A 22,111-nucleotide genomic window follows, 5' to 3' on the forward strand; every position below is an offset into this window, starting at 1 on the left:
CGACGGAAACCAGTCCGTCACCGTGAGTTACCAAAATTCCACACGAAATTCGACGAAGGTTACTTACGAGTCCCTCTCCTCCACTCGACGATGAGTCAGGAGGCAGATTACGGTCCTCGGGCGGAGTCGGTGACGGCGGACACGATCGATTTCGACTCGCTGACCGTCGAGAGCGGACTCGAGGCGCTTCGATCGAGTCCGGAGTTTCACGGCACGGTCGAACCGCTCGACGGCCTCGAGGATCTCGAGACCTGCGAGCACATCGCCCTGTTCTACAGGAATCGCGAGGAACGGTTCGGGACGGTTACGCCCTTCGTTCGACAGGGCATCGAGAAAGGAGACCGAATCATGTACGTCATCGACGAGTTCTCCGAATCGGAGATCCTCGACGAGATCCGTGGCGGAACCGCCGACGTCGACGCGGCACTCGAGTCGGGCCAGCTAACCTTTCACTCGCTCGAGGAGACCTACCTCCGGTCGGGTCGGTTCGATGCCGACGACATGCTCGAGGTGTACGGCGACGCGATCGAGGAGGCGAAAACGGCGTATCCGGGGCTTCGAGTCACTGCGAGTACGAACTTCATTCTCGACGAGCACGTGACGATCGAGGAGTTCATGGCCTACGAGAGCCGGGTGAACGACCTTTTCGAAGGCGAAGACTGCATCGCCCTCTGTCACTACGACTGCGAGCAGATTCCGGCGGAGACACTCGTCGACGTCGTCCGGACCCACCCACATCTGGTCTACGAGAACACGGTCTGTCACAACTTCTACTACACCCCGCCGGAGAAATTCCTCGAACCCGGTGAACCCACCAGGGACGTCGAGCAGATGCTGAACACGCTGGCGGATCGTTCCCAGGCACGGGCCGAACTCAGCGAGACGGTCGAGGAACTCGAGGAATCGAACGAGCGACTCAGACGCTTCGCGTACGTCGCCTCCCACGACCTCCAGGAGCCGTTGCGAATGATCTCGAGCTATCTCCAGTTGCTCGAGTCCCGCTACGGCGACGACCTAGACGAAGAAGCCCAGGAGTTCATCGACTTCGCCGTCGACGGCTCCGACCGGATGCGCGAGATGGTCCAAGGATTGCTCGAGTACTCGCGGATCGACATGGCCGACTCGACGCTCGAGTCCGTCTCGTCCGAGCGCGTACTCGAAGACGTCCTGACCGATCTCCAGGTTCGAATCGAGGAAACCGACGCCACGGTAGCCGTCAGTGATCTACCGGCTGTCCGTGGCGACGAATCTCACCTTCAGCAACTGTTCTCCAATCTGGTCGCGAACGCGATCAAGTACAGCGGCGACGGGCCGCCCCGTATCGAGGTAACTGCCGAGAAACAGGGGAGTCGCTGCGTGTTCGCGGTAGCCGACGACGGGATCGGGATCGAATCGGACTACACCGACCAGATCTTCGAGGTGTTCAACCGCCTCCACTCGACCGACGACTACGAGGGAACCGGCATCGGTCTTGCACTGTGTCGAAAGATCGTCGACCACCACGACGGGGACATCTGGGTCGACTCCGAACCGGGCGAGGGGACGACGTTCTACTTCACGCTCCCGACAGCCGCGTAGGATCGTTCGTCGCTTTTACTGGTGGTCCCCCGAGCACCTCGAGACAGGTGAGCATCCTTAAGAGCCATCGGAAACAGAATTCGCGTATGCAACCGAGAGACCTCTCCGATCACGTCGCGTACGAGGCGGGTCGGGGGATCGAGGAGGTGGCCCGGGAACTCGGCCGGGAGCCGTCCGAGTTCGTCAAACTCGCCTCGAACGAGAACCCCCACGGCCCCTCGCCCGCGGCCGCCGTCGCAATTCGCGAAACAGCCTCGAGCGCCAGTTCCTACCCGAAAGCCGCCCACGCAGACCTCACTGCCGCCATCGCCGAGCGGTGGGACGTCACCGACGAGCAGGTGTGGCTGGCAAACGGCGGCGACGGCGCGATCGACTACCTCTCGCGGGCCGTCCTAGAGCCTGGCGACAGCACGCTCGTTCCCTCACCCGGCTTCGCCTACTACGGGATGAGCGCGCGCTTCCACCACGGCGAGGTCCGCGAGTACGCCCTCGAGAAGGACGACGACTTCGAGCAGTCCGCCGAGACGGTACTCGAGGGCTACGACGGCGACCGCGTCGTCTACCTCACCAGCCCGCACAACCCCTCGGGGTCGACGATCCCGCTCGAGGAGATCGCCGAGATCGCCGAACGGACGGACGAGGAGACGCTCGTCGTCGTCGACGAGGCCTACGGCGAGTTCGCCGACCGCGAGAGTGCGGTCGCACTGATCGAGGGCCGGGACGGGTTCGACGCTCGCGACGACGTCGCCGTCCTCCGAACCTTCTCGAAGGCGTACGGACTGGCCGGTGTCCGACTCGGCTACGCCGTCGTTCCCGACGAGTGGGCCGATGCCTACGCCCGCGTGAACACGCCGTTCGCCGCGAGCGAACTGGCCTGCCGTGCTGGACTGGCCGCGATCGACGACGACGAACACGTCCAGCGGACGGTCGAGACCGCCCGCGAGTCACGCGAGTACATGCGCGACAACCTCGAGACCCACGTCTGGGAGAGCGAGGGTAACTTCGTCCTCGTCGACGTCGGCGACGCCGAACGCGTCGCCGAGGAAGCGCAGGAACGGGGCGTCATCGTCCGCGACTGTACGAGTTTCGGGCTGCCGGGCTGTATCCGCATCACCTGCGGCACGGAAGACGAGACCGAGCGGGCGGTCGAGACGGTAAACGAGGTGCTCGCGGACCTCGACGTCGATCCCGACCGCAACGACACGGAGGTGCCCGACGCGTGAGGGTCGCCGTCACCGGCACGCCCGGCACCGGGAAGACCACTGCGACCGGGCTCCTCGAGGACCGACTCGCGGAAGACGACTCGCTACCCGACCTCGAAGTGATCCACCTCAATCGCGTCCTCGAGGACGAGGAACTGTACACCGAGGTCGACGCCGACCGCGAGAGCAAGGTCGCCGACCTCGATGCGCTGTCGGCGTGGCTCGCTGGCCGCGACGACGTCGTCGTCGAGTCTCACCTCGCACACCACTTCGACGCCGACCGCGTGGCCGTCCTGCGCTGTGCACCCGAGCAACTCGAGCAGCGGCTACTCGAGCGCGGCGAGACCGAGGCGAAGGCCCGCGAGAACGCCGAGAGCGAGGCACTCGACGTCGTCCTCTCGGAGGCCGTCGAGGAACACGGCCTCGAGTCGGTCTACGAGATCGATACGACCGACCGTGAACCCGAGGGCGTCGCGGACGCACTCGAGGCCGTCGTCACCGGGGATCGTGAGCCGAGTGCCGGCGAGGTCGACTTTATGGGGTATCTCGCATGACGCTCGATCAGCTTCGTCCCTACGTCTCACGGTTTCTGGACCCGTTCGTCGCCGGCTTCGACCGGATCGGACTGACGCCCAACGGGGTAAGCGTCATCGCGTTCGGGATGGCAGTCCTGGCCGGCGCTGCCTTCCTGCTGGGCGGTCGCGCCCACCCGGTCTGGTATCTCGTCGGGGCGATACTGGTCTTCCTCAACGGTTGGCTCGACATTATCGACGGCGCGCTCGCCCGCGAACAGGGCGTCGCCTCGGCCGGCGGCGACCTGCTGGATCACGTCCTCGACAGGTACGCCGACATCGTCGTCATCGGCGGCCTCGCGGCCGGCATCGGCAACTACTATCTCGGATTCCTCGCCGTCACCGGCGTCGTCATGACCTCGTACCTGGGGACCCAGGCCCAGGCGGTCGGACTGGACCGAGTGTACGGCGGCGCCGTCGGCCGAGCGGATCGGCTAGCGATCATCGGCATCGTCGGCGCGCTGGCGTACCCGATCACCGGCAGCTACGGTGGGCTGGAACTGGTCGGCTGGCTGTTGCTCTTTCTCGCAATCGTCGGCCACCTGACCGCACTCCAGCGGTTCTTCTACTCCTGGTCGGCGCTGGACTGAGCGAATCGAGGGTCGTTCTATCGAAGCCGAATTTCGGTGCGTTCGATCGTATCGCAGGAAAAATCCCACGGCAAGAGAGCGCGCCGCATGCTTTATCACTCGCCGCGATATAGCTTCGGGCATGGTTCAGTGCGAGATGTGTGGCGCCGAGACGTCGTCCCCGAAGACCATCAAAGTCGAGGGCGCGAAGTTGGACGTGTGCTCTAACTGTACCGACTTCGGCACTGAGGTCAAACAACAAACGAGCTCCAGTTCCTCGACGAAGTACTCGACCTCGAGTTCGTCGTCAAGTTCGAGCTCCTCCAGCAGCGGGTCGACGAGCACGAGTTCGAGTGCCTCGGGCGGCTCGAGCAGTCAGCCCCGCTCGGACATGTTCGACGACATGGACGAACTCGCGACCGACTACGACGATCTCGTCCGCAAGGCTCGCGAAGAGAAAGGACTTAGCCAGTCCGATCTCGCCAACGAGCTAAACGAGAAGTCCAGCCTCATCCGGAAGATCGAACGCGGTGACACGCTTCCAAGCGACAACGTGCAGTCGAAACTCGAGCGGTTCCTCGAGATCAACCTCAGCGCACAGAGCGGCTCGAGCGAGGATTCGGAGTGGTCTGGTGGCTCGTCGTCCGGCAGCTACACGCTGGGTGACGTCGTCAAGCGAAAGGACTGACGAGCAACGTAGCCACCGTCTATTCTCGCCGTGGCCGTCGGTGACTCGCAAGCTATTTCTTTCGCGCGGGCCGTCTCATGCCCATGTTCGTCCTCGTCAACCTGAAGACGTATCCGTGTGATCCACTCGAGGTCGCGACAGCCGTTCGCGACGTCGACGAGACGACCGACGCGCGACTCGCCGTCGCTCCGCAGGCGACCCACGTAGAGCGAGTCGCGGAGACGGGCGTCGAGACCTGGGCACAGCACGTCGATCCGATCGACCACGGCAGCAACACCGGCCATACGCTCGCCGAGTCGGTCGCAGACGCGGGTGCCGTCGGGACGCTGATCAATCACTCCGAGCGGCGGCTGAAACTGGCCGACATCGACGGTGCAGTGCAGGCAGCACAGCGGGCCGACCTCGAGACGGTCGTCTGTGCCAACAACCCCGAACAGATCGGCGCTGCGGCGGCGCTCGGCCCGGACGCCGTCGCCGTCGAGCCACCGGAACTCATCGGGACGGGAACGCCGGTCAGCCAGGCCGACCCCGACATCGTCGAAGACGCCGTCACAGCCGCGGAGAACGTCGACGACGACGTGTCGGTGCTATGTGGTGCCGGTATCAGTACCGGCGACGACGTCGTCGCTGCCGGCGACCTCGGGGCCGAAGGCGTGTTGCTCGCGAGCGGCGTCGCGAAGGCTGACGATCCGCGGGACGCACTCGAGGATCTCGTCGACCCACTGTAGCAGCCAACCACTTTTCTCACCGCTCGTCCAACGAGTAGGCATGACCGACGAGCGGCCCGTCAGCGTCGCGCTCGAGAATCGACTCATGAGCCACGGAATCTACGTGAACGACTGTAGTCCAGAGGGAGACGACGCGAGCGTCGACGACGGTACCGACCTCGAACTCGAGTACGAGACCGTCGCCGAAGCGCCCGTCGTAACCAGCGACGAGGTCGGTGCAGTCGTGCGGACGCTGCTCGCCGTCGCCGAGGAACGTAACTGGACGCCCGGCCGACTCGAGGCGACGTCGCTCTCGACCGATGGCGAGGTTCGGGGCCGGTGGCACGTCGAGGCAGCGTGGTTCGACCGGCTTTCGGCGGATCTCTCGGAGGTCGAGTTTTCACAGCGGGTGCTCGAGACGGTGTCGACGGGACAGGAACGATAAGTCGTCCGATCAGTCCTCGGCGTCTCGAAGCCGTTCGTAGGCCTCGGTGACGAGCCGAAACGCCGACCGGCTACCGCTCTTACGGTCGGGATGGGCGCGTTTGACCTGCGTTCGGTAGGCGCTGTGGATCTTCTCCATGGAGGCGTCACTCGAGACGCCAAGCACCTCGCGGGCTTTCGTCTTGCGCATGGCGACCGATTCGACGATCCCGTTGCGTTCGGCCTCGTCTTTACAGGAGGGACAGAGTCGCTCGGTTCGCCCGTCGACGGTCGTGACGCGGAATCGTTCGTCCGACACCCGGTCGCGACACTGCGTACACCGGCTGTACTCCTCGGTTGCGAGGTCCTGGTTCTCGTCACCGTCCGCTCCATCATCGGGCTCCTCGCTGTCGGTCGGGGTAGACGCCGCGTTCGTGCTCTCGGTCGTCGGTTCGGATCCTGACTCGAGTCGCGATCGGGAGCGTCGTTTCACGTCGTCCCTGCTCGTGGCTTCGGTGACACAGGCCGGACAGCAGGCGAGGACGGTTCCGTCGGCGACGACGATCTCCTCGAGGTCGCGTTCGGGGAGTGGCTGTCCACAGCCGTCACAGGCGGTTCGCTGGTGGTCGACCGAGCCGGTCGATCCGTCGTCCGAGAGCCGCTCGGCGGCCGCTCTTGCGTACTCCTCACACTGCGGGCAACAGGCGACGCGACTTCCGTCGGGCATCGATACCGCCGTCAACTTCGCGCGGGGGACCGTACGGTCACAGCCATCACACGTCACTCGAACGTTCTCACCCACAGTTCGGGGTTGGTGGCGGTCCTTCATTAGTCCTCCGTGGTGGTTTCACGGTCCGATACTGCCACCGGCGGCCGGGTTACGGCCCGCCTATAGTAACAACTGCAACTATTTACACACTGATCGCACAGCTGTCGTGCGATCGGGTATGCATTGACTTGCAGTGGCTACTATACCTGCAACTCCTGCTGAGCCGGGCATGCCGGGAACGTCGAACGCACTGGATAACGAAGTCCACACGACCGAACCCACCGCATGCGAGGACACCACCTCGCACGTCGCACACTCTCCGTTGGACAATGCCACCCGACGGTGACCGTCCGTCGGGTTCCTCCTCCCTGTCATCCGGAACGCCGTACCGATTTACCGGCGTGACCGCGATTCGTCCGCCAGTCCCATCAAGAACGACGGACAGACAGTCCCACCGGAACCGACTTACAGCGTCCGTATCAGTTCTCGCTCGAGAAACCAACACACGTATAGTAACAACTGAAACTGTTTGCACACCGACCGCACAGCCGTCGTGCGATCGGGTGCGCACTGACTTTCAGTGGCTACTATAGTCTCCCGACACCGAGTTCCGGTATGGACACGGCAGCTCGAGCAGACGTCACCCGGAACGTCTTCGACCGCGAGTCGCTCCCGCTCGGAGCGGTCGACCTCGCGCTTCTGGTCGGTCTGATCCTCTTCGGACAGCTATCGCACGACATCAACCCGATCCTCGAGCCGCTCGCGTCGGCGGAGACGGTCGTTCCGTTCGTCGTTGGCTGGCTCGTCGTCTCCCTTTCTGTCGGGGCTCTACGCGCGTGGCGTCGCGTCCTCGCCGACCCGTGTCGCCCGCCTCGCGACGGTAACCTGGCTCGGGGCGGCGAACGTCGCGTTCCTCCTGCGTGGGTCGCCGCTATTCGCGGGCGACGCCCCGTGGTCGTTTACGGTCGTCATGACGGGACTCGGCCTCGTCGTTCTGGTCGGCTGGCGGATCGGGTACGCAGTCTACCGTTGACCTCCTCCTCCGCGTGAACGCGGAGGAATCCCGCCACGGGATTTCAGGCCGAGCGAAGCGGCCCTAAGGTTTCAAGACGCATACGTTCCAGGCGTCTTCTGCTGGGTTTCAGCATCGTCCCCAGAAATCGAAGATTTCTGGTGTGCGAACGAATCGCTACGCGATTCGTTAACGGCCTGGCTGTCTTGTGGCCCGGTCAAAGAGGCCCCATCCGTAGCCGAGTCATCATCACCGGCCTTCTGCCGGGAACTCCGGTCGCTTCGGCGGTGACTCTCTCCACTACGGTAGCGGTCTGCAATATTTATCGCCCCGTTCACGTCGGCTTGATACTCACCGACCCAACAGCCGTCGTTCGAGCATCGGAACGTCGCCTGTCGTGGTCGGTAGCCGTGTTCACCGCAGGCGTGGCACGCCTTCGACGTTTTCCGGGGATTCACCGTCTCGACGGGAATCCCCTTCTCGGCGGCTTTGTAGCGAATCTGTGCGTGAAGCTTCGCAAATCCCCATCCGTGCAACCGCCGATTCATGTACTCGCCGTAGTCCATGTTCTCGCGGATGTACGTCAAGTCTTCCAGCACCAGTACCGGGTTCTCAACGGACTCGGCGTACTCAACGACCTCGCGGGTCACACGGTGGAACACATCGTCAATCTGGCCCCACAGTGCGTCACCGTAGGACTCTACGATTCGCTCACTGCCACGCTTCTGAAGGCGTCTCTTGGCGGTGAAGTAGGTTTTGCGGAGCCGACGAACGGTTTTGCCGTCGTCGGCCCACAGTCGGGGGCGAACCGGAGAACCGCTCTCGTCGCGGTGACACACCGTGACGAGGCTCGCTTCTCCGATGTCCACGCCGATCGGCGTCCTGTCGAGCCCAGCGAGACAGGGCTCGCCAGACTCGTCTGGCGGCGTCCGCTCATCGGCGGACGCCACAGATTGATCCTCCACATTGCGGGTAGCGGTGACGTGGAGATACCACGACCCGTCCCGCTCGAGCAGTCGACTCTCACCCATCTCGGCGTCGTCTGCGTACACCGCTTCCAGCCACTCCCGCTGATCAGGATTGGCGTGTGCCGGGATCCAGAGATGGTAATCCTCGTGATGCGGGATTTTGGCGTACCACTCGATGGTGTTCTGTGGTTTGTGATCGAGTTGGATACCGTCGTTGGTGAACTTCACCGGGTGATCGTCGTGAAGTTCGTCGGCATCGTAACTGTCACCACAGAGTTGCGGGACGTACTGTTTGAGCGCGTTTTTGGCGTAGCCAGAGAGGTCGTATTCGACCACGACATCGTTTGTTGCTGACTTGGTGGTGCAGTCGGCGTCGAAGGCTGCCTGCAGTGCCTGCTGGTACGCCTTGCGGGTCTCACACAACTTGCGTTCTTTGTGCGTGTTGGGCTCGGCGAGGTGCAACTCCAGCGTCTTCGTAACTGCAGACATCCGTTCTGTGTCCTCACTACGCTCCGCGAAAGGATATACGTCAGCCATGCGGACTGAAAGTAAACGTGGGAAATCCAGGTATCGCCATGCTCGTATACTGGACGACCACTGCCTATCGCTCGATCTGCGCCTGAAGACGCAGGTATGCGCTAATAATCTTTATCACAGTCGTAGTTTCGAGGACCGGAACTGTTCGGTCTCGCATCGACCGATCACTCATCAGTATATTGCTCGAGTTGATCACACGTCACGAACGTATCAGAATACGGATGCAGGAGGTCGAGGGTTCGAGTAGTGTACATCAACAATTATCGTGGTTTTCGAGCGACCGGTCGTTCTCGAAACTCGATTGGCCGTCTCCCATCCCCCGGTTAATAAAATAGAAGTGGTTTTCACACAACTTTCCCGACAGTAACCAGCGCCAACTGCGAAAATTGTAATCGTAATCAGTCCCTAATAAGCAACTCATAACTTATGAGAATCCGACGCAGCAAATACGAATTATAGATTGATCTTGTACTGGCCAGTTATGGGAAACGCTTATATACTTATTCCTCATACTATTAGATAGATTATGACTGGATATTACGACATCGTTCTCGGCCTCATCCCAGTCGCACTGATCGGGATCACTGCAGCCCTCCTGCTCGTAGGACTGTCGTTGACGTCCGCAGTGCCGATCGGCGCATTCGTCGCCATGGGAATCATCGGCCACGCGATGTTCGTCAATACGCCAGCTGACGCCTCCGACGAGGCCCAGTCCGCACGGCCGCCGATGAACGCGGACTAACTGCCGTCGCTATCCAGTCACCGCCGATTCGACGTTTTCTCGCTCGATTTCGGATGCAGTGATACCCGAACCACCTTCCGTACGGCAGACCGCGATCACCGGAGTGTGATCGCGGCCCGTTCTCCACCGATCCCATTTTAGTGTAGAGCGAACCGACCGTGGGTTCAAGCGTTTCCTACCCCTATGCTAGGATATGTCCCGCGCGGCCGAGCTCGCCGAGGTCCTCGAGACGGCCGATTCGCTCGCTATCGTCTGTCACGACAACCCCGATCCGGACTGTCTCGCGAGTGCGCTGGCACTCGAGGCGATCGCGCTCGACCGAGGTCTCGAGGACGTCACCATCGCCTACGGCGGCGAGATCTCCCACCAGCAAAACCGGGCGTTCGTCAACATGCTCTCGATCTCGCTCGAGCACGTTGCCGACGTCTCCCTCGACGACTACGACTGTATCGCGTTCGTCGATCACACTCGCTCCGGATCGAACACCGAAGTAGCAACATCCGTCGTCCCCGACATCGTCGTCGACCACCACCCCGACGATCCAGGTAACGTCACGTTCGGTGACGTCCGGACGGAGTACGGCGCGACGGCGACGATCTTCGTCGAGTACCTCGAGGAACTCGCGGTCGAGACGACGACGCGACTGGCCTCGGCGTTACTCTTTGCCTTGCACCGCGAGCGCCTCGACTTCGTCCGGGAGCCGACACGCCGAGAGTACGAGGCGGCACTGGCGCTCTATCCCGATGCCGACCTCGAGATCCTCGAACAGCTGTACGGCAGCGCCTTCTCGCCGGGAACGCTGGATGCGATCGGGCGAGCGATCGCCACCCGAAAGCGTCGTGGCTCGTCGATGGTCGCGAGTGCAGGCAAGACGGCGGAGACGGACGCACTCCCGCAGGCTGCCGACTACCTGCTCAACCTCGAGGGAGTCGACACCGTGCTCGTCTACGGGATCGTCGACGACGCGATCCGGATCAGCGGACGGTCGATCGATCCGCGAGTCCACATCGGCAACGCTCTCGTCGACGGATTCGACGAACTCGGTGACGTCGGCGGTCACCACGACATGGCCGGCGGCCGAATCGAACTCGGGTTGTTCGGGGACGAAGCGGACGACACCGAGGAACTCCTCTCGTTCGTCGACGGTCGACTCACGCGGCGGTTCTTCGACGCGCTCAATCTCGATGGCGAAGACGCCCAGCGATGAAAACGCAAGCTTGAGGTTTTCGGGCCGTTCGGCATAATACCGGATATGGCCGATTCACTGTTCGTCGTCAGCGAGGAAGGTTACTGGGGAGAGGAATGTGTCGAACCGCTCGAGACGCTGTCGGATGCGGGCGTCGACGTCACGGTCGCGACTCCCTCCGGCAACCCGCCGGAGATCGACGAGCGGTCGATCGATCCGGCGCAGGTCGGGGAGGAGACCGCCGAACACGTCCGGGAGGTCCACGAGACCGACGAGCGACTGAACGACCCCATCCCGACCGCGCAGGCTCACGCCGAAGACTACGACGCCGTCGTCTTCCCGGGTGGCCACGGCACCGAATGGGACGTCAACCAGGACAGTGACGCACGGCGACTGCTGCGAGAGACGGTCGAAGGCGAGGACGGGAAGGCGCTCGTCGTCTGTCACGCCGTCGGCATCCTCGCGTTCGCCCGCGACAGCCACGGGGCGTTTCTCGTCAACGGTCGCGACGTCACCGGCTTCCCGAACGCGTGGGAGGAAGACATCGTCGACGAGAACGACTGCATGCCGAGCGGCCGAAAACTTCCCTACTGGGTCGAAGACGAGGTGAAAGTCGCCGGCGGCAACTGGGACGCCGAACTCGAGTCAGACACGAGTGTCACCGTCGACGGCGACCTGTTGACCGCCCGCGGTCCCGAGTCCTCGACGGCGGCGGCCGACCGGTTGCTCGAAGAGCTTGGGATCTGACCAGAGTGCCACGAAAGGGAGAGAGTCACTCTCTCGCGTAGGTTCTGGACCGAGTAAGTTATGCGCGTCGCTCCCTGAGAGCGCGTGTGGTCCCTGCCGAATCGAACACGCCCCAGCCGTTACAGAGTCGCAGTTATCGCATCACCGTCGACGAGGGACGCGAATCGTTTTACGCGCTCAGTATCGAGGAGGCCGAACGCGAAGACGCGTGGCTCATGTCCGATACGGTGGTCGCACTCGAGAACATGCTGTGACCGCGCTCCGTCAAGCACCGCTTCGAACGGAGAGTCGTCCGGACGGGCCCGACGCCCGATCAGACGTTCGTCTGTCGACTCGTCCACCACTCCTCGACGACGTGTGAGACGAGGTACACCGACAGGAACGCGCCGACGAATACCGTCCCAAGCCCGTAGCCGACGATGAGCGTGAGGGCCGCCCATCCGATGGGGCTGTCGGTCTCGCGGGCGGTCGCGTCGACGTAGACGGCGTACGCGCCGAGGAGTGGAATCAAGAGAGTCAGCACACCAAACATATTTTATTTCTAATTATTCTCTCCACGATAATCGTTCCGGTGAACAGCCGATGGCGTCAGAACGTCCCCAGCGACGAGTGACCCGTGAATCAGTCCCTTTTTACGGACTGCCGGGGAACGACCACTATGAGCTTCGAGGAAGACGATCAGGTCGTCCTGAACGACGAACACAGCGAGTTCAACGGAGAAACCGGTACGATCACCCAGACGATGGAATCGATGTTCGGCGACGTCACCTACACCGTCAGCTTCGAGGACGGCCAGGAAGCCGGCGTCCCCGAGGACGCACTCGAGGCGGCCGACGGCGACGCTGACGAAGCCGACGAAGAGTAACGAGTTACCGGCTCGACGGTATCGAGCCGCTATCGCTCCAGAGAGATAGATGCCACAGATACCGCTTCACTACGTCGACTTACGGACGTTCTGTTACGCCACCGAGGACGAGAAACGCGTCGAGGAGGCGCTGCGAACCTTCCTCCCGGACGGCGAGGACGACGAACCGTTCGAACTCGAGCGCGCCGAGAGCGAGGGCCACTACGGTGACCGGATTCTCGTCCTCTCGGCTCGCGTCGAGAACGCCGACGACGTCCGTCACGTCCTTTCACGACTCGCCGATCTCGAGGGGTTCGATCGCCTGATCGACGAACTCGACGACCGGGTCACCGAAAACACCGAACTATTCCTGCGTCTCGACAAGCAAGCCGCCTTCGAGGGCGACGTTCGTCTGGGCCAGGGGATCACTTTCCGCGGGAAAGTCGAGGCCTACCCCGCGAAGAAAGAGCAAGCCGTCGAGAACGCGGAAGAGGTTCTCGAGCGGTTGCGAGACGAGAAGTAGCCCTCGCGGGCAGGAAATTCGCCGACTCGTTTTCCAGTCGATTACCCGAGACCCATCGAGCCGTCGATCCGTACGAACTGTCCATCGACCTCGAGTTCGGGATCGACGGCGACCGTCTCGAGTTCGGCGAGTAATTCGTCGGTGACGGACGCCTCGTCTTCGGCGACGAAGATCCAGGTCATATCCGTGCTCTCGAGACTCTCGCGCGTTCCACCCCACAGGAGGATCTCGTCTGCACTCACGTCCCCACCGGCGGGAGGGCCGTACTGTCCAACTACCTCTATCCCGTCGGGAAGTCGGTCGAAGACGGCAGTAAACAGTGGCTCGGCCGCCTCGAGTCGAATGTCCCTGTCCAGTCGCGTGTCGATCGCGGCGGTCGCCGTCTCGTCACGCAAGTTCCAGAGGATCGCGTCCTCGCCGACCGCTAGCCCATCGGTAAAGAGGGTATATCCCTCGTAGGTCTCCGTTCGCTCGTATTCGATTCCGTCCGTCGGGCCACCGGCTTCCCCCGAAAACGACGCGGCAGCATCGACGACTGCGTCCCGGTCGAAGTCGCCGAGGTGGATCTCGTGGCCGTCGTGGACGAGCGAACCGGTGATGTCGTCGTCGAACTCCTCGACGAACCCGATCGCCGGGGAGATAAACATGGAGGTGACGGTATCGACGTAATCGAACCGACGGTTGCTCTCCGCTCGCTGTGGTTCGTCGGTGAGCCACCGGCGAAATTCGGGAACGGACTCCCAGTCGACGGATGGGGCTTCGGCTTCCGTCTCGTCAGTATTGCTGGCGGAGTCGTCAGTGGTTTCGTCGTCGCCTGTTTCGCTGAGGCAGCCAGCGAGACCGACAGTACCGGCGACGCTTGCGGCTAGAACACGTCTGCGTGTGGAGGACTGCATACTGATAGAATGTCGACAATCGTGAATAACGCTTCGCACTCCCCGTTCGTGAGACGGGTTCGACCGACTCGAGATCGAACTACCCAGAACGGACAACAGCACGGCCAAGAGTTATTCGGCCGGAGGTCATAGGGTATGTGATGGTGGAACACACACTCTTCGGTGCCGTCCCGCTGCAGGCCGACGTCGGCGATCCGTTGCTGTTCGTCGGCGCACTCGTCCTCGTGCTCGTCGTCGCGACGGTCTGGTCGATGGTCGAGATCGTCGACGCCTACGACAGGGGCGCGCTCACCGTCTTCGGCGAGTACCGCAAACTCCTCGAGCCCGGGCTGAACATCATCCCGCCGTTCGTCTCCCGGGTGTACACGTTCGACATGCGGACCCAGACGATCGACGTGCCGAGCCAGGAAGCGATCACGCGTGACAACTCCCCCGTGACCGCAGACGCCGTCGTCTACATCCGGGTGATGAACGCCAAACGAGCGTTCCTCGAGGTCGACGACTACGAACGGGCGGTCTCGAATCTCGCCCAGACGACCCTGCGTGCGGTGATCGGCGATATGGAACTCGACGACACCCTCTCCCGCCGGGAGATGATCAACGAGCGGATCCGCCAGGAACTCGACGAACCCACCGACGAGTGGGGGATTCGCGTCGAGAGCGTCGAGGTCCGCGAAGTGACGCCGTCGCGTGACGTCAAGGGCGCGATGGAACAGCAGACCTCCGCCGAGCGGAAACGCCGTGCGATGATCCTCGAGGCACAGGGTGAACGCCGCAGTGCCGTCGAGAAAGCAGAAGGGTCGAAGCAGTCGAACATCATCCGCGCCCAGGGTGAGAAGCAGAGTCAGATCCTGGAAGCGCAGGGTGACGCCATCTCGACCGTGCTTCGCGCTCGCTCGGCCGAATCGATGGGCGAACGCGCAGTCATCGACAAGGGGATGGACGCCCTGACCGAGATCGGACAGAGCGAGTCCACGACCTTCGTCATGCCCCAGGAACTGACCTCGATGGTCGGTCGCTACGGTAAACACCTCTCGGGCAGCGACGTCGAAGAAGGGGACGGCCAGCTCGAGAGCCTCGAGTTCGACGACGAGACGCGCGAACTGATCGGTCTGGACGACATCGCCGAGATCATCGGCGAGATCGAAGACACCGAGATGGACGTCGAGGCGATGGAACAGGAGGCCCAGGCGATCAAGGAGGGCGAAGACATGCCCGCGGAGGGTGGCGACGCCATCGACGTGGCAGAGACGCGCCAGGACGGTGGCTCGGACGGGAACGAGTCCTGACTGATCGGGCCGTTCGCGCGAACTGATTTTCACCCGACGAGTTACGGTCGCGGAACCGGTACTGGCCGTATAGCCTCGCGGAGAACCGGTGCGATCGTCGATCTCGTCGCGAACCTCGCGGCGTTCCTGGCAGCCATCAGATACGCTCGAACCGACGAGACAGCGCGGTCCCGAACCTGGTTCGCGGCCGGATTCTGCCAGGGAGTCCTCTCGCGTGCGGTCGCCGACCGGAAGATTCTCGAGACGGATCACCGTCTGCGGTGGCTCGGTGCGGCGGCGCTCGTGGGCGTCCTCGAGGGGATCAGCCCGATGGAATCGAATCGTGCTGCCCAGAGTGCAATCGCGGGCAACTCCCTCGGCGTGATCGTCTACCGGCTGTGGTACGGCGTCGTCCGGCCGTTGCCCGACTGACTACGATCGGTCGAGCAATCGATCGCAGCGCCGCAGAAGCGTCGTCACGTGGCCGCCGTCGGCGTCGACCTCGAGTCGTGCGTCCGGTATCGCGTCCGCCATCGCACGAGCCCCCTCGACCGGAACCGTCTCGTCGGCGTCGCCGTGCCAGAGACGGACCGGACGGTCGATCTCTGCGAGCGAGAAACCCCACTCCTGGCCGAAAAGCGCCGTCTCCGTGACGAATCCGTGGGTCGACGAGAGCGCCTCGAGAAAATCCTGTTTGAGAAGTTCGGCCGCCTCGTCGGAGATCGCAGTCTGCTCCTCGGCGGTCGTAAACCCCGAGAGGACGAACGACGGCGGGCGACGGGCAGCGGCCCACGCCTGAATTCGGAACAGTCCCCGTAGAACGGTCGGTGCGGTCGTCGCGAGGGTGCCGAGAACGCGATGCATCTGCGAGCGCGACGGCGAGAGCGTCGGCGGCGGCGTGGCAGAGACGACGTCGACCTCGCCGACGAGATGTTCGTGGGTTGCCGCGAGCGCAAGCGCGTGGGGCCCGCCACCCGAGAAGCCAACGACGTCCGCCCGTGAGACGCCGGCGCTCTCGAGAACTGCTTCGACGAAAGTGCCGGTATCGGCCAGTGTTCTGTCCGATCGAGGCGTCGAGCGTCCGTATCCTGGCCGATCAGGAACGAGGAGGCGAACGTCCTGGGCTCGTGCGTGGCTCTCGAAGAGCCGACCGACGCGACGCGATCCGGGCGTCCCGTGGAAGAGAAGTACCGGTCGCCCGTCAGGGCTCCCGTATTCGGCGTACACGATCCGTCCGTCCTCGAACGGGACGGTTCGTTGCTCGCCGGACTTCCTGCGAGAATCGGGCGTCGATGGGACCGAACGGGGCTCCGTCATGGGTTCGGATTTCCGTCGCGCTCGAGAGAGTCTTTTCCCGTACTGATACGGTTTTTTATATGTGGGGAGCGATCGCTCGAGCGTGAAGCGCGTCACGTTCCGTGGACGGTACCCCGAGTCGGTCAGACACCCGATTCACCGGCGGATCACCGAGGTCGATGGGGTATCCCGCGGGAAGTTGCTCGCGTGGGGGCCGCGAGGATCCGCAACGACGCTCGCCTGGTACGACGCGGAGTCCGCAGTCGTCGACGAACTGCTCGCTCCTATCGAGGCGGTTTCGACCGTCGACCTGATCGCTGGCGACGGGGGAACGTACGCGTTCGTCCACCAGTCCGAGTACGAACTCGAATCCGCCATCATCGAGCTAGTGACAGGCGCTCGTGTCGTATTTCTCCCGCCGATCACGTTCCACGACAGCGGCACTGTCCGCTTCGAGGCGGTCGGCGAATCCAGTTCTCTCGGCGAGTTTTACGCCGATATTCGCGAGTACGTAGGCTGCGAGATCGAGCGCGTCCGGCCGTTTGCCAGGCGAGAATCGAGAGGAGAGCTGACGGAGAGACAGCGGGATGCGCTGGACGCCGCCGTCGCCGTCGGTTACTACGACGTTCCCCGAACGGGTGCTGTCGCGGACGTCGCGGCCGAACTCGACTGTTCCCGTAGTACGGCAGGCGAACTGATCAGGAAAGCGGAGGCACGAGTGATGACTGCAGCCGCGACGTCCGGAGGAATCTCGGATAGCGTGTAGATCGAGTATGCATAACGTTCCGATCGCAGCGAACGAACGCGGCTCTTTTGGCCCCTGCGGGAGACCGTTGGGGTATGCAAGTCCACGTCGTCGGCGACGATCCGGTCAGGTCGGCCCTCGTCGCTGCGCTCGGAGACGTCGACGTCACGGTCGAGGACGCAACGCCGGCGGAACTCGAGGACGCACGGTTCGCCGTCGTCAGCGACGTCGCCGGCGCCGAGACGTTCGAGCGAGCGAACGAGGCCACGCGAGCGGGATCGACGCCATGGATCGCCGTCGAAATCGGCGGCGTCGGCGGCCATCCGCTCCCCGGAGTCGACGCGGCCGTTTCCGGATTCGCGCCGGGTGCCGGCGCGGGCTGTTTCGACTGTCTCCGCGATCGGGTCGCCTCCCAGGTCGACGAGCAGGCGGACGGGCCACAGGCGGATCGCAGCGCTGCACGGCTGGCCGGTGCCGTCGCGGGCCGAGAGTGCGTTCGCGTCTTCTCGGGAACCGAAGATTCGATCATCGGGAAGGCCATCGAGCTTCCACATCGCCGCCGGCGGTTCCTCCCCGTTCCAGGCTGTGCGTGCGGTGGCGATCGAGATCGAGGACTCGAGCGCGACGACGAGACGCTCGCGCTCGATCGGGCGGTCGAACACGTCGAGGCGGCGATCGACGACAGGGTCGGTCTCGTCGAGAGCATCGGCGAGGTCGAGTCGTTTCCGATACCGTACTACCTCGCGACGAACGCGGACACGAGCGTCTACAGCGACGCCAGCGCGCCCACGCAGGCTGCCGGCGTCGCCGACGACTGGAACGAGGCGCTGATGAAAGCCGTCGGCGAGGGCCTCGAGCGCTACTGTGCCGGCGTCTACCGCGACTCGGAGTTCGTCCGCGCGAGCGAGGAGGACCTCGGGAACGCAGTCTCACCGACCGACCTGGTACGGCCCGAGGACGCGCCGGAGTACGATCCGAGCGACGAACATCGGTGGGTACCCGGCGAGAACCTCGAGACCGGCGAGGAGGCGTACCTGCCGGCCGCGGCGGTCCAGTTCCCGCCGCCGGGTCAACGACTCGTGCCCGCGATCACGACGGGCCTCGGACTGGGATCGTCGACGGTCGACGCCCTGCTGTCGGGGCTGACCGAGGTTCTCGAACGCGACGCGACGATGCTGGCGTGGTACTCGACGTTCGAGCCGCTGGGACTGACCGTCGACGACGACCGGTTCGAGACGCTCGAGAAACGCGCCGCAAGCGAGGGGCTGTCGGTGACGCCGCTGCTGGTCACGCAGGACGTCGACGTCCCGGTGGTGGCGGTCGCCGTCCACCGCGACCCGGCAGATGCACCTGTCAACGAAGACGAGGACGCCTGGCCCGCGTTCGCGACCGGCTCCGCAGCCGGGCTCGATCCGACCGAGGCTGCGATCTCGGCACTCGAGGAGGCGCTACAGAACTGGATGGAGCTACGAAACCTCGGTCCCGAAGACGCAGACGAGGCTTCGGGTGCGATCGACGAGTACGCCGCGTTCCCGGAGCGCGTTCGGGAGGTCGTCGACGTCGATCGGACGGTTCCCGCGGCGAGCGTCGGCCCCGACTCGGCTCCCTCGGGGGCAGCACGGCTCGAGGAGGTCGTCGACCGAACGGAAGCGGCCGGACTGACGCCGTACGCGGCGCGGCTGACGACTCGAGACGTCGAGACGCTTGGCTTCGAGGCGGTCCGGGTGGTCGTCCCCGGCGCACAGCCGCTGTTTACTGGGGAGCCGTTCTTCGGTGACAGGGCACGGGCGGTGCCCGAAGACCTCGGGTTCGAGCCGCGACTCGAGCGGGCGTTCCATCCGTATCCGTAGCGGGTGGACCGCCTCGAGCGTCGACCGCGGAAGATCTGCGAGGGTGTCCGTGGACAGTCACCTTTCCCGGAAGGAAAACGACGTCCCGCCGCAGTCGGGACATTCGTCGGCCTCGATCGGGGAAGGCGTGACCGATTCGAACGCGGGGAGAACGCGTTCGCAGTCGTCACACTCGACGTCTGTGGTCATCGTCGTTACTGGCTCGTGCTTTCGGCCCGCTCGAGGAGGTCACCTTCGTGTGGTGGTGTGTCGACTGTTACGTCGATCGCATCGTCGACAACCACCCTGCAATCGACGTACTGGAACTCGATCTGCCCCGAAAATTCCGGGGCACAGAGCGCAGTGAAGGCGTCTGGATCGATCGCGTCGTACAGGGGATCGAGCTCGAGCGGGTCGACGTCTTTGGCGTTTGCCACCGCGTCGACGATGGCGTACGTGATTCGCTCGGGGTCCGGTGGAGAATTGGGGGCCATTCCACCCCTGCTAACGTTTATTCCGGGTTAAAATCCGTGGATAGTTACCCTGTGTCTGGCCAGTCAGCAACCTATTTTCCTTATTCGTGAAACGGAATCAACTCCACCCTCACTCTTCGCAGTCGGGATCGAAGTCGTCGAACGGCCGACGGCTCTCGTTTTTGATCAGTTCGGAGTCCTCGACGGCGATACCGTTGTGTTCGATCGCCGAGATCGTGTCCACGATCTCTTCGCGGGTGCGGCCGACGATCTCGACGTGGAGGTTGCGGTTACCGGTGATGAGTTCGCGGACGCTGATCACGCCGTGGACGTCGATGACGTCGTCGGCAGCATCGTGGCGATCGTCCGGATGGACCGAACAGAACAGGAGGATCCGATGTGGAAAGCCGCTTCGCTCGTAGTCGACCATCGTGTGGTAGGTATCGACGATGCCGCGCTCCTCGAGATCGGCGATACGCTGGCCGACGGTCGTCGCGGAAACGCCGACTGCCTCGCTGATCTCGGCGTTCGTGACGTTGCGAGCGTCCTCCTGGAGATGATACAGGATCGATCGTTCTACCTCGTCCAGGGCGGTCGTCTCGTCGACCATGAACGGAAAACGGTTACCAGCGGGAAAACGAACCTGCAGGCATTCTGGACCGATCCAAGTCGGTATACGTTGTAAGAACTGCTCCAGATTACGACGTATCAGCGTCGTCGTTCTCAGTTTCGTTGCCGGCGGCGTCGTCACCGGGAGTGTCGTCCTCAGTGACCGTTTCGTTGCCAGCAGCGTCGCCACGCCGGACGTCAATGACGAGGTCGTCGCCCGTGATGTGAATAATCACGAGTTCGGTCTCGGAAGTGATCGAAACCTCCCTCGTCTCCAGCGGTTCGTTGTCGACGGTGAACCTGACGACCCGGAACCGCTGGTCGGCCCGGTCGAGATGCTGGGGCATCGTCCGACCCTGCGGGGAGACCGCGAAACTCTCGTCGTAGGTCTGGCGTCCCGTCTCCGGGTCGTGCGCCTCCAGGAGGAGGTTGTAGGTTTCGTCCGCCTGGTTCTCGATTTCGATCGGAACGACTCCCTGGAGACCGAAGTGTTCCTGAATGCCGTCGAGACAGCCCGCGAGTCCGGCCATCCCGACCACACCGGCCGACTGGAGTACCGTGCGGCGATTCACGTTCGACAGTCGGAACCGAACGAACGTAGGCGTTACCTTTCCAACCCGTCTCCCGTGTGTATCAGTTCCGCGTCCAGTGGTATCACGACACTTATAGTGAACGTTCACGAACGTCGGCCCATGGAGAAAACCGCGATCGACGACGTCGACCTCGAGGTCGCTCCCGGCGACGTCCACTCGGTCAGACGCCCGGTCTCGAAGGCACTCGGTTTCACGGACTTCGCGATGAACTACTTCGAACTCGAGCCAGGCGAGGCGTTCTCGAGCGGCTATCACACCCACCACGATCAGGAGGAAGTGTTCTACGTACAGGAGGGAACCGCCGTCTTCGACACCGACGAGGGCGAGATCACCGTCGAGGCCGGCGAGGTGATCCGCTTTGCGCCCGGCGACTTCCAGCAGGGGTACAACGCCGAGAACGCCGAGGAACGCGTCGTCGGCTTCGCGTTCGGTGCGCCAGGTGCCAAACACGACTGGGACCAGATCGAGTCGCTGGTCTTCTGCCGTCGCTGCGAGGAAGAGCAAGGCCACGGACTCTCCATCACCGACAGTGGGGGGTTCGAACTGACCTGTTCGGCGTGTGGAGACTCGTTCGTGATCGACTGACCGCGTCTCCTGGCGTCTATTCGTATCGGCGAGCGTCCCGGCAACGCAACGGTCGGGCGTTTTTTCACGCTGACCCGTGTTCGGGCCGAATATGAGTACGGAAGACACACCCACGGCGGAGATCGATACCACTCTCTTCATCACCGTCTCGGGACCGCCGGGCTGTGGTGCGACGACGCTCTGTAATCGACTCGCCGAGGCGATCGGCTGCCCGTACGTCTCCGGCGGCGACATCTTCCGGGAACTCGCGGAGGAACGCGAACTGAGCCTCACCCAACTCACAGCGAAAGCCGAAGCGTCCGACGAGATCGACCGTGCGCTCGACCAGCGACTGCAGACGATCGCCGAGAAGTGGGGAATGGCCAACAAGCCGTTCATCCTCGAGTCGCGACTTGCAGGGTGGCTCGCGGGGGACCGTGCCGATCTCCGGATCTGGCTCGACGCCCCCGAAGAGGTCCGCGCTCGCCGGATCGAGGATCGCGTCGAGACGGAAGCGGAGATGCGCGTTCGCGAAGTCAGCGAAGCCGGCCGCTACGAGTCGTACTACGAGATCGACATCGACGACCGGGAGTTCTACGACCTCTCGATCAACACTGCCCGCTGGAGCAAGGAGGGCGTGTTCGAACTCGTTCGAATGGCGCTCGAGGAGTACGACACCGAACGCGACGAGGGAGCGTTCGAGACGCCACACGTGGACGTGTAGCCTCGCGGGGGAGAGAACTCCGGTACGTAGCAGGCATCTCACCCGAG

27 protein-coding genes and 1 pseudogene are annotated in these 22,111 nt (G+C 63.4%); 19 read left to right on the forward strand and 9 right to left on the reverse strand.

Annotation, left to right across the window (positions count from 1 at the left end):
* Positions 1 to 90: 90 nt before the first annotated feature.
* From BLR35_RS06520 to BLR35_RS06550, 7 genes are all read left to right on the forward strand, one after another.
* Complete coding sequence (locus BLR35_RS06520) at positions 91 to 1,578, forward strand: sensor histidine kinase (RefSeq protein ID WP_090379069.1); 1,488 nt, start codon at positions 91 to 93, stop codon at positions 1,576 to 1,578.
* 86 nt (positions 1,579 to 1,664) lie between these two features.
* Positions 1,665 to 2,801 (forward strand): histidinol-phosphate transaminase, encoded by a 1,137-nt coding sequence (hisC, locus tag BLR35_RS06525; protein ID WP_090379072.1) that lies wholly within the window; start codon positions 1,665 to 1,667, stop codon positions 2,799 to 2,801.
* Positions 2,798 to 3,334 carry an adenylate kinase family protein gene (locus BLR35_RS06530; protein ID WP_090379075.1) on the forward strand — a complete coding sequence of 179 codons (537 nt, stop codon included), beginning with the start codon at positions 2,798 to 2,800 and terminating at the stop codon, positions 3,332 to 3,334. The genes hisC and BLR35_RS06530 overlap by 4 nt, the downstream gene beginning before the upstream one ends.
* A complete protein-coding gene (locus BLR35_RS06535) occupies positions 3,331 to 3,942 on the forward strand; it encodes a CDP-alcohol phosphatidyltransferase family protein (protein ID WP_090379078.1) in 612 nt (203 codons plus the stop codon). Before BLR35_RS06530 ends, BLR35_RS06535 begins: the two co-directional genes overlap by 4 nt.
* Positions 3,943 to 4,063: 121 nt before the next feature.
* A complete protein-coding gene (locus BLR35_RS06540) occupies positions 4,064 to 4,609 on the forward strand; it encodes a multiprotein bridging factor aMBF1 (RefSeq protein WP_090379081.1) in 546 nt (181 codons plus the stop codon).
* Positions 4,610 to 4,692: 83 nt separating this feature from the next.
* Positions 4,693 to 5,337, forward strand: coding sequence for a triose-phosphate isomerase (gene tpiA, locus BLR35_RS06545; protein ID WP_090379084.1), 645 nt, complete (start codon positions 4,693 to 4,695; stop codon positions 5,335 to 5,337).
* A gap of 40 nt (positions 5,338 to 5,377) precedes the next feature.
* The gene (locus tag BLR35_RS06550; protein WP_090379086.1) at positions 5,378 to 5,761 is read left to right on the forward strand and encodes a DUF8159 domain-containing protein; all 384 of its coding nucleotides are present in this window, start codon (positions 5,378 to 5,380) and stop codon (positions 5,759 to 5,761) included.
* A 9-nt stretch (positions 5,762 to 5,770) separates the two neighbouring features.
* Here BLR35_RS06550 and BLR35_RS06555 read toward each other — a convergent pair whose 3' ends face one another.
* Positions 5,771 to 6,568: a J domain-containing protein gene (locus BLR35_RS06555; protein ID WP_090379089.1), complete on the reverse strand. Its 798-nt coding sequence runs from the start codon at positions 6,566 to 6,568 to the stop codon at positions 5,771 to 5,773.
* Positions 6,569 to 7,123: 555 nt separating this feature from the next.
* Between BLR35_RS06555 and BLR35_RS06560 the strand changes: the two are divergent.
* Positions 7,124 to 7,541 (forward strand): annotated as a pseudogene (locus tag BLR35_RS06560) (DUF3054 domain-containing protein).
* A 71-nt stretch (positions 7,542 to 7,612) separates the two neighbouring features.
* Here BLR35_RS06560 and BLR35_RS06565 read toward each other — a convergent pair.
* Positions 7,613 to 8,977: an RNA-guided endonuclease InsQ/TnpB family protein gene (locus tag BLR35_RS06565; RefSeq protein ID WP_090379757.1), complete on the reverse strand. Its 1,365-nt coding sequence runs from the start codon at positions 8,975 to 8,977 to the stop codon at positions 7,613 to 7,615.
* Positions 8,978 to 9,551: 574 nt separating this feature from the next.
* On the opposite strand from BLR35_RS06565, the gene BLR35_RS06570 reads away from it, so the two are divergent.
* The 4 genes from BLR35_RS06570 to BLR35_RS20600 all read left to right on the forward strand — a co-directional run bounded on the left by BLR35_RS06570 (position 9,552) and on the right by BLR35_RS20600 (position 11,954).
* A complete protein-coding gene (locus BLR35_RS06570) occupies positions 9,552 to 9,767 on the forward strand; it encodes a DUF8015 family protein (protein WP_090379092.1) in 216 nt (71 codons plus the stop codon).
* Positions 9,768 to 9,960: 193 nt separating this feature from the next.
* Positions 9,961 to 10,974, forward strand: coding sequence for a DHH family phosphoesterase (locus BLR35_RS06575; protein WP_090379094.1), 1,014 nt, complete (start codon positions 9,961 to 9,963; stop codon positions 10,972 to 10,974).
* A 45-nt stretch (positions 10,975 to 11,019) separates the two neighbouring features.
* Positions 11,020 to 11,700, forward strand: a complete 681-nt coding sequence (locus BLR35_RS06580; RefSeq protein WP_090379096.1) for a type 1 glutamine amidotransferase domain-containing protein — start codon at positions 11,020 to 11,022, stop codon at positions 11,698 to 11,700.
* A gap of 86 nt (positions 11,701 to 11,786) precedes the next feature.
* A complete protein-coding gene (locus BLR35_RS20600; protein ID WP_170830977.1) occupies positions 11,787 to 11,954 on the forward strand; it encodes a hypothetical protein in 168 nt (55 codons plus the stop codon).
* 59 nt (positions 11,955 to 12,013) lie between these two features.
* Here BLR35_RS20600 and BLR35_RS06585 read toward each other — a convergent pair whose 3' ends face one another.
* On the reverse strand, positions 12,014 to 12,232 hold the full coding sequence (locus BLR35_RS06585; protein ID WP_090379099.1) for a hypothetical protein: 219 nt from the start codon (positions 12,230 to 12,232) through the stop codon (positions 12,014 to 12,016).
* 126 nt (positions 12,233 to 12,358) lie between these two features.
* Here BLR35_RS06585 and BLR35_RS06590 point away from each other — a divergent pair, with 126 nt between their 5' ends.
* On the forward strand, positions 12,359 to 12,565 hold the full coding sequence (locus BLR35_RS06590; protein WP_090379102.1) for a DUF1918 domain-containing protein: 207 nt from the start codon (positions 12,359 to 12,361) through the stop codon (positions 12,563 to 12,565).
* Between the two features lie 49 nt (positions 12,566 to 12,614).
* Positions 12,615 to 13,067 (forward strand): RNA-binding protein, encoded by a 453-nt coding sequence (locus BLR35_RS06595; protein ID WP_090379105.1) that lies wholly within the window; start codon positions 12,615 to 12,617, stop codon positions 13,065 to 13,067.
* Between the two features lie 41 nt (positions 13,068 to 13,108).
* On the opposite strand, the gene BLR35_RS06600 is transcribed toward BLR35_RS06595, so the two are convergent.
* Positions 13,109 to 13,963 (reverse strand): hypothetical protein, encoded by an 855-nt coding sequence (locus tag BLR35_RS06600; protein WP_090379108.1) that lies wholly within the window; start codon positions 13,961 to 13,963, stop codon positions 13,109 to 13,111.
* 140 nt (positions 13,964 to 14,103) lie between these two features.
* Here BLR35_RS06600 and BLR35_RS06605 point away from each other — a divergent pair, with 140 nt between their 5' ends.
* Positions 14,104 to 15,252 carry an SPFH domain-containing protein gene (locus BLR35_RS06605; protein WP_090379111.1) on the forward strand — a complete coding sequence of 383 codons (1,149 nt, stop codon included), beginning with the start codon at positions 14,104 to 14,106 and terminating at the stop codon, positions 15,250 to 15,252.
* A 411-nt stretch (positions 15,253 to 15,663) separates the two neighbouring features.
* On the opposite strand, the gene BLR35_RS06615 is transcribed toward BLR35_RS06605, so the two are convergent.
* Entirely contained in the window at positions 15,664 to 16,548 is an 885-nt protein-coding gene (locus tag BLR35_RS06615) for an alpha/beta fold hydrolase (protein WP_090379117.1), read from the reverse strand.
* A gap of 61 nt (positions 16,549 to 16,609) precedes the next feature.
* Here BLR35_RS06615 and BLR35_RS06620 point away from each other — a divergent pair, with 61 nt between their 5' ends.
* Positions 16,610 to 17,293, forward strand: coding sequence for a helix-turn-helix domain-containing protein (locus BLR35_RS06620; RefSeq protein WP_244510194.1), 684 nt, complete (start codon positions 16,610 to 16,612; stop codon positions 17,291 to 17,293).
* A gap of 74 nt (positions 17,294 to 17,367) precedes the next feature.
* On the forward strand, positions 17,368 to 19,122 hold the full coding sequence (locus tag BLR35_RS06625; RefSeq protein ID WP_090379120.1) for a YcaO-like family protein: 1,755 nt from the start codon (positions 17,368 to 17,370) through the stop codon (positions 19,120 to 19,122).
* Between the two features lie 57 nt (positions 19,123 to 19,179).
* Here the strand turns inward: BLR35_RS06625 and BLR35_RS21095 are convergent, their stop codons facing one another.
* The 4 genes from BLR35_RS21095 to BLR35_RS06640 form a co-directional block, all read right to left on the reverse strand.
* The gene (locus BLR35_RS21095; protein ID WP_280139355.1) at positions 19,180 to 19,311 is read right to left on the reverse strand and encodes a hypothetical protein; all 132 of its coding nucleotides are present in this window, start codon (positions 19,309 to 19,311) and stop codon (positions 19,180 to 19,182) included.
* A 5-nt stretch (positions 19,312 to 19,316) separates the two neighbouring features.
* Positions 19,317 to 19,595 carry a HalOD1 output domain-containing protein gene (locus BLR35_RS06630; protein WP_090379122.1) on the reverse strand — a complete coding sequence of 93 codons (279 nt, stop codon included), beginning with the start codon at positions 19,593 to 19,595 and terminating at the stop codon, positions 19,317 to 19,319.
* A 109-nt stretch (positions 19,596 to 19,704) separates the two neighbouring features.
* Positions 19,705 to 20,184 (reverse strand): Lrp/AsnC family transcriptional regulator, encoded by a 480-nt coding sequence (locus tag BLR35_RS06635; protein WP_090379125.1) that lies wholly within the window; start codon positions 20,182 to 20,184, stop codon positions 19,705 to 19,707.
* 88 nt (positions 20,185 to 20,272) lie between these two features.
* The gene (locus BLR35_RS06640) at positions 20,273 to 20,755 is read right to left on the reverse strand and encodes a hypothetical protein (protein ID WP_090379763.1); all 483 of its coding nucleotides are present in this window, start codon (positions 20,753 to 20,755) and stop codon (positions 20,273 to 20,275) included.
* Positions 20,756 to 20,875: 120 nt separating this feature from the next.
* On the opposite strand from BLR35_RS06640, the gene BLR35_RS06645 reads away from it, so the two are divergent.
* On the forward strand, positions 20,876 to 21,361 hold the full coding sequence (locus BLR35_RS06645; RefSeq protein WP_090379128.1) for a cupin domain-containing protein: 486 nt from the start codon (positions 20,876 to 20,878) through the stop codon (positions 21,359 to 21,361).
* A gap of 91 nt (positions 21,362 to 21,452) precedes the next feature.
* Entirely contained in the window at positions 21,453 to 22,064 is a 612-nt protein-coding gene (gene cmk, locus BLR35_RS06650; protein ID WP_090379130.1) for a (d)CMP kinase, read from the forward strand.
* Positions 22,065 to 22,111 lie beyond the last annotated feature (47 nt).

The sequence above is a fragment of the Natronobacterium texcoconense genome, from assembly GCF_900104065.1.
Classification (GTDB): Archaea; Halobacteriota; Halobacteria; order Halobacteriales; family Natrialbaceae; genus Natronobacterium; species Natronobacterium texcoconense.